Here is a 9,161-nt window from a genome sequence, read left to right as displayed (position 1 = left end):
GATCGTCGCCTTGGTGAGCCATTACCTCACCAACAAGCTAATCAGACGCGGGCTCATCTTTCAGCGATAAATCTTTCCCCCGTAGGGCGTATACGGTATTAGCACCGGTTTCCCGGAGTTATTCCGTACTGAAAGGCAAATTCCCACGCGTTACTCACCCGTCCGCCACTAAGGACACCGGAGCAAGCTCCGGGCCTTCGTTCGACTTGCATGTGTTAGGCCTACCGCCAGCGTTCGTTCTGAGCCAGGATCAAACTCTCAAGTTGAGGTCTGTCCACTCACAAACGTATGTGTTCAATTTGCAAATACGCTTGCGTTGGCATGTTTATTCAACACGCCGCCGCCTGCGTATCCCTTCCTCTTAACAATAACAAAGAGCGTTCCAACAAATCCTGAGAACCAACTAATCGGTGCCGGTGTTCATCGGAGGAGCGGGTTATACGCCGCCCTATGCACCCCTGTCAAACCCCTTTTTTGCTTATTTTTACGACCCGTTAAAAAGACGTAAACGTGAGGCTGGACAACGGTTTCGCCACCAGCAAAAAACGGGCCGCGAAAAATGGGTAAAATTTATATCATACGATTTTTGTGTAATGCCTCTTGTGGGGCATCTACACTCGCTAATATATGTATATCATGCGCAAATGTCCAGTAATGCCAACCCTCAAATACACAACCTTCAGCCTGGAGAAAATAAGGGCAATGAAAATAATATCATTAAAAACAATATGTTATATATCATTTGCGGGAATTATAACGCTTTCCCTTGGCGCCTGTTCCGGCCTGAGTACTGATATAAAGGCCTCTAATAGCGGATCCCTCCCCAAGGGTGAACAGGGCGATCTTGCCCGTTTTCCAGACATTCCCATTCCCCAAAAAGCCACTATGAATGTCGAACGCAGCCTGATTCTAGGGCCCAAGGACGCGTGGATTGGCCGTCTGGTTTTCACCACATCAACCAATGCACAGCAAATTTTTGAATTTTATTCCCGTGAAATGCCGGGGTTTGGCTGGCAAGAAGTAACCCGGGCGCGGTCAAAAGTCTCTATCCTGACCTATACCCGTGGCCAACGCGCCACCACGGTTTTGATCGCCGGCACCTCTTTGGGCGGCTCAGAAGTCAATTTCACCATTTCGCCCACTGCGGCCAAATCTGCGCCCGGCGGGACCATGGCACCCCGGCGCTAACCCGGGCCGACACCCCATACGCGCATATTCTGCGCCCAATCAATGCGGGCTGTTCTGGTCTGTAAAACGAACACCGGAAGTTAAATGAGCGAAACTGACACCGAACTTTCACGGGCTGAACACAAGCAAAGCGTTCGCATTCTGGCGCTGATCAGCACGGGACACGCGCTTTCAAATTTTTATATCCTGTGCCTGCCCGCACTCATTCCTTTTCTTAAAGTCGAGTTTGCCGTCAGCTATACCTTTCTGGGACTTTTGCTCTCAACGCGATCCATCACCACCGGATTCTTCCAAATTCCTGTCGGCTTCATGGTTGATCGCATTGGCGGCAAGATCGTTTTGGTCACGGGCCTGTTTATTCTATCCATCAGTGTTGCCTTGCTCGCGGTGATCCCCAGCTTCTGGTATGCCATGCCCTTGATGGTCACCTTTGGCATTGGCATTGCCTCCATGCGGCCATCCAATTACACCATTATCAACGCATCCATGCCTTCGGCGTGGATCGGGCGGGCCTTTGGAATCAATATGTTTGCAGGCCATGCCGGGCGGGTGGTCGCCCCGCCCCTGTTGGTGACGTCTGCCTTGTTGTGGGGATGGCGCGTCGCCGTGGTCATCGCCGGCGTCCTTGGCATCATTGTCACCTTTGGATTAATGACCCAATGGAAGAACGTGCGCGATGATTCCATCGGCAAAAAACCGCCGGGCGGTCTCGGGTTTTTTCAGGAAATTCGGTCCCTGGCATCAGGGTCTTTAATGGTCTTTTTTGTCTTTTTCATTTTCAATGCTCTGGGCACCCACGGCATCCATTCCTTTATCGTTGCGGCACTGGCTGAACTACACAACACCCCCTTAACCGTGGCCTCCGGTGCCTTGACGGTCTATCTGGTCGCCAGCGCCATCGGGGTGCTGGGTGGTGGCTTCATCGTCGACAAAACGCCACGCCATACCTTTCTGGCAGTAACCGTATTAGTCTCTTCCGGCGTTCTTTTGATCCTGCTGGGCACCCTGACCATGCCATTGTTTGCCATCATCATCTTGATGAGCTTCATCGGTTTGTTTCAGGGCGCATTGCGCCCCGCTCGCGATATGCTGATGCGCGCCGTTATCCCGCGCGAATCTTTTGGCAAGGCCATTGGCATGGTGGCAACGGGGGCGGCCTTTGGGGGCGCATCGGCGCCCGTTATTTTTGGCTGGATTCTGGATTCAGGCAACCCAAGCTGGCTGTTCTATGTTCTGGCTGGGTGTCTGGCCATTTTGGTCGTGACCGTGCTCATCCCAAAGAAAGCGATATCAGTCCCAACGGTGCCCTAAGACCAACGGTGCCGTAAATCAGGCTTAATCCCGGATGTCTTGCAACAACCATTCGGTTGGGATTTCATTGCCCAGCCCTTCGGCTTTGGCCTTTTCATAGACCACCCCACCGACTGCCCAGAACTGTGCGCCCTGTAGATTGCCGCGTTCCGAATAGGTGATCTGTGACGCATCGGTGCGGCCCTGATTGGTGCCTTCGATAATGTCTTTGAACGTGATCATGCATCCGGGCAGGGATGCCGCATGGCCCCGTTTCCCTGAACGCTTCATCTTGAAATTGGAATTAAACTCGGGCTGGGCAGCATAGGTGATGTATTCATCCCCCAGCTCCATATCCGGCTCTCCCCATGGGCCCGGCGCATCGCCAAAGCGGAAATAAACATCCACCTTATCAAGGGTCGCCTGATCGGGTTTTCCCCCACCGCCACCAACATTGATAATGTGGGTCCCCGGCTCAACCCATTCCCCATTCAAAACAGGCACCGCAGAATCGGTAACGCCGGCAACAATGTCTGCACCCCGATAAACATCGCGCGGATTGTCACAGACCGTCACTTCCAGACCGTATTTTGCACGCATTTCCTCGGCAAAGGCTTCGCGGTTGGCAGGCGTTGGTGAAAACACCTGAAGCTTTTTAATGTCGCGCACACACATGATGGCGTCCATATGGGTCCGGGCCATGCCGCCGGAACCGAGCATCCCGACGGTTTCAGAATTTTCGCGGCTCATATATTTGGTGCCAATGCCGCCATCCCCCCCAACGCGCATATGCTGCAACACGCCATCATTGATAAACGCCAAAGGCTCGCCATTTTCGGTGCTGGTCAACAAGATCAACCCGCAATACATGCCGGGCCTAGTACAGTATTTATCCTGAGTGACGACGCCGTTATAGCTTTCTTCGAAAATGACATCAGACTTCATGCGAATGGCAAAGTAGCCTTGCGTTGATCCGCCTTCCATGCTGCCCCATTGGTAAATTTTATCTTCTTCCGGCGTCGGGATCTGGATATCGACCCTTGGCCTGCAAACCGATTGAGACCGCACCAATTGGTGATAGGATTTTTCCAATGCCGCAATGGTGTCCGTCATGGTCAGAACCTGTGCCACAACGTCGTTGTTTATGAAAAGTGTCATGGCGCTTAATCCCTTATGTCTTGTAAAAACCAGTCGGTGGGAATTTCCCGGCCCCGACCTGCATCGCGGGCCAGTTCATAGGCCCTGCCCGCCACCGCGTAAAACTGCGCGCCTTGTAAATTGCCCCGTTCCGAATAGGTAATCTGATCATCACTTTCGCGGCCCTTGGCATCACCTGAAAGAACATCGGCCAACCACACCAGATGGTCTTCGGCCACTGCTGTGCGACCCCCGCGTTTGCCATCAGGCGACAGACGCGTTTCAGCAATTTCGGGGGTCATGGCAGCATAGGTCAGCCGTGACTTTCCCTTGCCAAATTCAGGAAGCCCCCACGGTTGGGGCGCATTGCCAAATCGCAAAGACCGATCAATTTTTTCAATTGTGGTGTCATCAGGCGCACCCGAACCACCAATGACCACCACATGGGTACCCGCCTCAATGCAGGCGCCATCGGTAACGGGCACCGTGGCATCGGTTAATGCGGCGACAATATCTGCCCCGCGATAGACCTGTTCGGGCGCATCGCAAGCCACAACCTCAATCTCGAATTTATCGCGCATTTCAGCAGCGAAACTTTCCCGGTTGGCCTTGGTCGGTGAAAAGACCTGTAATTTTTTAATGTCACGCACCGCCATAAAGGCATCCATATGGCTGCGCGACATGCCGCCTGATCCCAACATGCCAATCACTTCGGCGTTTTCGCGAGCCATATATTTGGCACCAATGCCCCCATCAGCCCCAACGCGCATATGCTGCAACACCCCGTCATTCAAAAGCGCCAAGGGCTCACCATTTTTAATGGAGGTCAGAAAGATCAACCCACACCAACGACCCGGGCGCACACAGTATTTATTTTCTGTGGGTATCCCGTTGTGGTTTTCTTGGGTAACAACATCGGATTTCATGCGAACGGCAAAATAGCCATCCATGGAGCCCCCTTCCATGGTGCCCCATTGATACGTTTTATCCGGGTCTGATGTGGGAATCTGAATATCGATGCGCGGGCGACACACCGCGCGCGAGGCCGACAGGTCCAAATAGGACTTTTCCAGTGCCGCCATGGTGTCTTCCATGGTTAGCACGGCATGGACATCATCGTTGTTGATGATCAGTGTCATAAAAAAACTCCCTGTTTTGTGTCACCGTTCCTTGCAGCGTTCACACCCCGCAGCATAGAATTACGATGAACATCAAACAACAATAACGAAACAATGACAGGATTTTTTCTGCACCATGGCACGCGATGACGTCGAAGCACTCCTCCATCCCCGCAATATTGTCATGGTCGGCGCATCGGACCGGGACCGCCACTGGTCGGAGCGGGTTTATAACAATCTGAAACGGTTTGATTATCCCGGTGGCATTTACCCCATCAATCCAAAGCGCGAAGAGATTTGGGGCATCCCCTGTTTTCCCGGTTTTGATGCCCTGCCAGAGCCCCCTGATCACATCATCTGTTTTGTCCCCGCCGACATTGCCCTTAATGTCTTGGAAGATGGTGCCGCCCATGGTGCCCGCAGCGCCCTTATCTTTGCTGGCGATTTTGGCGAAGGCGGTAACGAAAAAGGCCGCGAGCGGGCAAAACGCCTTGCCGCAATTATCGATAAAACCGGACTTGCTGTCTGTGGCCCCAATTGCATGGGCAATGCACCGGCCCCCAGCCGGGCCATCACCCTGCCCGATGATGGCATGGAAACACTGGAATCTGGCCCGACCGCCATCATTGCCCAATCGGGCGGCTTGTGTCTGGCGCTCAACCGCATGCTGACCGAGCGGGGCTTAAACCCCTCCTATATTGTCTCCGCAGGCAATCAGGTTGGCTTGGGTGCAGGGGATTATATTCGTTTCATGGCGCGCCAGCCCCAAATCAAGGGGATCATGCTGTACCTGGAACAGGTCGTTCGGGTTGACGATTTCATCGATGCCTGCGGAGAAGCCAGCGATGCTGGCAAGGCCGTGGTTGCCGTCAAAATTGGCGGATCAGACGAAGGCCGTGCCGCGGCATTGGCCCATACAGGATCATTGGCGGGATCGGTTGATGCGTTTGATGCCCTGGCCGGTGCCGCCGGGGTGGTTCGCCTGGATTGTCTGGAAGATGCCGTAGAGGCCATGGAATATCTGGCACGCACCAAGGCACCGTTAGGCACAGGGGTTGGCGCCATTACCAATTCCGGGGCCATGAAAAGCCTGATTTCGGAATCTGCTGCGCGCGCAGGCGTCACCTTTGCAACACCGGATGCAAAAACAAAGGAAACAATCGCTGCTGTGCTTGGCCCCCTTGCCAGTGCGTCCAATCCGCTGGATACCCGCCAGACCATCACCACAGATAAATATATTGCCTGCATTGAGGCCTTTGCCGCCGACCCCAATTTTGATTTGCTGCTGGTCGCAGAGGATTTGCCCCTGGCACCCGGGATTGAACGCAAGGAATTGAACCTTGCAGCAATTTCAGAATGGACCAAAGGCGAAGATACTACCCTGCCCGTCGCCCTGTTTGCACCGGCCAATGTTGCCCTGACCGATCACGCACAGGCTTTGCGCAAAACCTTTAGCCATCTGGCCTATCTTTCCGATCCTGATCGCGCCTTTCGGGTCTTTGGGCGCATCTTTGACCAGATCGGCCGGCGCACCCGCGCAAAATCCGAGCCCAAAAATTCAAGCCCCTTAACGGGTAAACAAGAATCCCGCATTGCAGAATTAAAAACATTGGCCGGGGATAAACCAACCGCATTGGATGAAACGACATCCAAGGCGATACTGGCAGATTTCGGCCTACCACTGGCCCGCGAAGCATTTTCCGCCGATGGGCCAAGTGCCGCAAAGGCTGCACAAGACATCGGGTTTCCGGTGGTTGTCAAAGCGGTTTCCGCTGACCTGCCCCACAAAACCGAAGCCGGGGCCATCATGCTTGGCCTTGAAGATGCCGATGGGGTTAAAACAGCATGTGATGCAATCACAAAGAACGTGGCGCACTATGATGGGGCGGTAAAAATCGATGGGTTTCTGGTTGCTGAACAGGTCCTAGGTGGCATTGAACTGGCGCTCGGCATCGCCAATGACCCTGAAATGGGGCCTGTGGTGGTGTTTGGCTCCGGCGGCATCATGGTGGAACTCTATAAAGACGTCGCCCTTGGCCGGGCCGGCCTGAACCGGGCAGAGGCCGAAGCCATGATCGATGCCACACGGGCCGGAAAATTACTGGATGGTTACAGGGGTGCTGCCCCTGCGGATCGCGATGCGGTGGTTGATGCCATCTTAAAAATGGGACGGTTCGCCTACGAGACCAAGGGATTGATCGAAGCCGTCGATATCAATCCCCTGCTTGCCTGCCCCAAAGGCCAAGGATGTGTGGCCCTTGATGCGTTGGTGGTGTTGGCACCTAAACCATAAACACCCATCCCTTTAGCGCCTCCCCCATTCACGCTCCAATCTATTCAATTAAAAATAACATTGCTTTCCAATGACCTGTTGCCAAAATTTCAATGCCATGGTATTCGATAGATATCTAAGCATTAAGAATGAATCAAGGTTGATTTAACGATATATATTTAAGACATGACTCTGTCATCTCGCGCAAATTCGTCTAACGGACATAAATAAAAAGGGGAATAATTAATGTCTGGTCTCACCCGTTTTTTTAACATTTCTGCTTTCAGCCTTTTGGCCTTTTGGCCTTTACCGTGTTGGCGATACAGCCAGGCATGCTTCATGCCAAACAAAAGGGTGACCTGATTATTCGCCTGCGTTCCGCCACATTGACGTCCGATACCCATGGCACCACCACCTCAGGTGGCTCTGCACGGGTTGGCAGTGACACTGTTCCTGAACTGGATTTCACCTATTTTTTCACCGACAACATTGCTGCAGAATTGATTCTTGCCACCACCAAAAACAGCGTTGATGTTGCGGGGGTTGCCCATCTTGGTGAGGTTTCCCTGCTGCCGCCGGTGTTGACCCTGCAGTATCATTTCCAGCCGAAAGCAAAATTCAGCCCCTATGTCGGTGCGGGCCTCAATTACACAATGTTTTATGATGTGAAAAAATCGAGCGCCATTACCGCCGTCAAATACGAAGACTCATTCGGGCTGGCATTTCAGGTCGGCATGGACATTGCCATCAACGACCGCTGGTCCTTTAACGTTGATCTCAAGAAGATATACGTTTCCACCGACATCACGGTCAATAACGGTTCCATCACCACCACGGACACCGATCTTGATCCATGGGTGTTCGGCGTCGGATTTGGCTACAAATACTAAACGCCAAAATCAGCAACTAAAAAAACGGGCGCCTTAATGTAAGGGCACCCGTTTTTTAATTGGTATTGCGGATCACCGTGCGGGCAATGACCATGCGCATCATTTCCGGCGTGCCTTCGGTGATCATGTGGCTGCGTTGATCCCGCCAAATGCGTTCCACAGGCAGGTCTTTGGTCAAGCCAACCCCGCCATGAATTTGCAGGCAGTCATCTGCCGCCTTCCAGGCCATTTCTGTGCAATAGAGTTTCGCCATATAGGCTTCGAGTCTGGCATCCGCCCCGGAATCCAGCATCTCTGCTGCGTGGTAGACCATCAACCGCGCACCCTGAAGCGCCACAGCAGCATCCACCAATTTCCACTGGGTGGCTTGTCGGGTCGATAAGGGCGCGCCAAAGGTCACGCGGTCTTTGGCATAGCCAGCCCCCAATTCAAGACAGCGTTCTGTCACCCCCAATGCGCGTGATCCCTGTTTGATGCGCCCAACCCCCAACCATTTTTGTGCGAGACGAAAGCCATTGCCCTCTCCGCCCACCAGATGGTCCTTTGGCACCCGGACATCTTCGAACACAATTTCCCATGGTCCTTCTTCGGTGAAGGTCTTGTATTGGGTGCCAAGACGAATGCCCGGGGTATCCATATCCACCAAAAAACATGATATGCCGCCCCGTGATCCCTTTTCCCGGTCCGTGGCGGCCATGACTTGGGCAAAATCTGAATGATCGGCCCCGGTGATGAAGCGTTTAACCCCATTGATGACGTAATCATCGCCATCAAGAATAGCCGTCGTGCGCATGGAACCGGGGTCTGATCCCGCATCGGGTTCGGTCTGGGCAAAACAACAGGTCTTTTCGCCCCGGATCACGGGATAGAGATAACGTTCCCGCATTTCCCCTTCCAGCGCATAAAGAATGGGCCTGACATCGGGGCCAAGAATTGAATAACCCCGGGTTGGCAGGGTGACGGTGCGTCCCAGTTCTTCCCACACCACAGAACGCGCTGCCAATCCAAGGCCCTGGCCACCGAATTCTTCGGGCACGTCGATCAACCAAAGCCCCAAAGCCTTGGCCTTTTCTTCCAAAAGTGCCCGAATGTCCGGTTTCATCTTGCCGCCATCCAGGGATTTGCCCTCAAGGGGGATCATTTCCGCATCAACAAACCGTCGAACGGTCTGTTTCAGTATTTTTAGCTCTTCCGGAAGATCAAATTCCACGCAACGCTCCCTTAAATTTTTTATGATTATGGCTGATTGAAGCGATCAATAAAAGG

At 53.3% G+C, this 9,161-nt stretch carries 6 protein-coding genes, 1 rRNA gene and 1 pseudogene; 4 read left to right on the top strand and 4 right to left on the bottom strand.

The genetic code is table 11. From position 1 onward, the window contains the following. Window positions 1-267 (bottom strand): 16S ribosomal RNA (locus HOJ08_05070); the annotation flags it as partial. 435 nt (window positions 268-702) lie between these two features. Between HOJ08_05070 and HOJ08_05065 the strand changes: the two genes are divergently transcribed. Together HOJ08_05065 and HOJ08_05060 are read left to right on the top strand one after the other, a co-directional pair. Then, a complete protein-coding gene (locus HOJ08_05065; protein ID MBT5672804.1) occupies window positions 703-1,188 on the top strand; it encodes a hypothetical protein in 486 nt (161 codons plus the stop codon). Between the two features lie 84 nt (window positions 1,189-1,272). Beyond that, window positions 1,273-2,499, top strand: a complete 1,227-nt coding sequence (locus tag HOJ08_05060) for an MFS transporter (GenBank protein MBT5672803.1) — start codon at window positions 1,273-1,275, stop codon at window positions 2,497-2,499. A 24-nt stretch (window positions 2,500-2,523) separates the two neighbouring features. Here the strand turns inward: HOJ08_05060 and HOJ08_05055 are convergent, their stop codons facing one another. Together HOJ08_05055 and HOJ08_05050 are read right to left on the bottom strand one after the other, a co-directional pair. Further along, window positions 2,524-3,636: an ornithine cyclodeaminase family protein gene (locus HOJ08_05055; GenBank protein MBT5672802.1), complete on the bottom strand. Its 1,113-nt coding sequence runs from the start codon at window positions 3,634-3,636 to the stop codon at window positions 2,524-2,526. A 5-nt stretch (window positions 3,637-3,641) separates the two neighbouring features. Then, on the bottom strand, window positions 3,642-4,754 hold the full coding sequence (locus HOJ08_05050) for an ornithine cyclodeaminase family protein (GenBank protein MBT5672801.1): 1,113 nt from the start codon (window positions 4,752-4,754) through the stop codon (window positions 3,642-3,644). A 115-nt stretch (window positions 4,755-4,869) separates the two neighbouring features. On the opposite strand from HOJ08_05050, the gene HOJ08_05045 reads away from it, so the two are divergent. Together HOJ08_05045 and HOJ08_05040 are read left to right on the top strand one after the other, a co-directional pair. Next, complete coding sequence (locus HOJ08_05045; protein MBT5672800.1) at window positions 4,870-7,026, top strand: acetate--CoA ligase family protein; 2,157 nt, start codon at window positions 4,870-4,872, stop codon at window positions 7,024-7,026. A 311-nt stretch (window positions 7,027-7,337) separates the two neighbouring features. Next, window positions 7,338-7,895: an OmpW family protein gene (locus tag HOJ08_05040; GenBank protein MBT5672799.1), complete on the top strand. Its 558-nt coding sequence runs from the start codon at window positions 7,338-7,340 to the stop codon at window positions 7,893-7,895. A gap of 55 nt (window positions 7,896-7,950) precedes the next feature. Here the strand turns inward: HOJ08_05040 and HOJ08_05035 are convergent. Then, a pseudogene (locus tag HOJ08_05035) lies at window positions 7,951-9,105 on the bottom strand (acyl-CoA dehydrogenase). Window positions 9,106-9,161 lie beyond the last annotated feature (56 nt).

The organism is Rhodospirillales bacterium (assembly GCA_018666775.1).
Classification (GTDB): domain Bacteria; phylum Pseudomonadota; class Alphaproteobacteria; order SMXQ01; family SMXQ01; genus JABIXC01.
This window is presented reverse-complemented; position numbering and strand designations above follow the sequence as displayed.

What these genes read in the sequence shown, in the direction of transcription:
- HOJ08_05055 (MBT5672802.1), bottom strand. Translation starts at nt 3,636, where the DNA reads ATGACACTTTTCATAAACAACGACGTTGTGGCACAGGTTCTGACCATG.
- HOJ08_05045 (MBT5672800.1), top strand. Translation starts at nt 4,870, where the DNA reads ATGGCACGCGATGACGTCGAAGCACTCCTCCATCCCCGCAATATTGTC.
- HOJ08_05065 (MBT5672804.1), top strand. Translation starts at nt 703, where the DNA reads ATGAAAATAATATCATTAAAAACAATATGTTATATATCATTTGCGGGA.
- HOJ08_05050 (MBT5672801.1), bottom strand. Translation starts at nt 4,754, where the DNA reads ATGACACTGATCATCAACAACGATGATGTCCATGCCGTGCTAACCATG.
- HOJ08_05040 (MBT5672799.1), top strand. Translation starts at nt 7,338, where the DNA reads ATGCTTCATGCCAAACAAAAGGGTGACCTGATTATTCGCCTGCGTTCC.
- HOJ08_05060 (MBT5672803.1), top strand. Translation starts at nt 1,273, where the DNA reads ATGAGCGAAACTGACACCGAACTTTCACGGGCTGAACACAAGCAAAGC.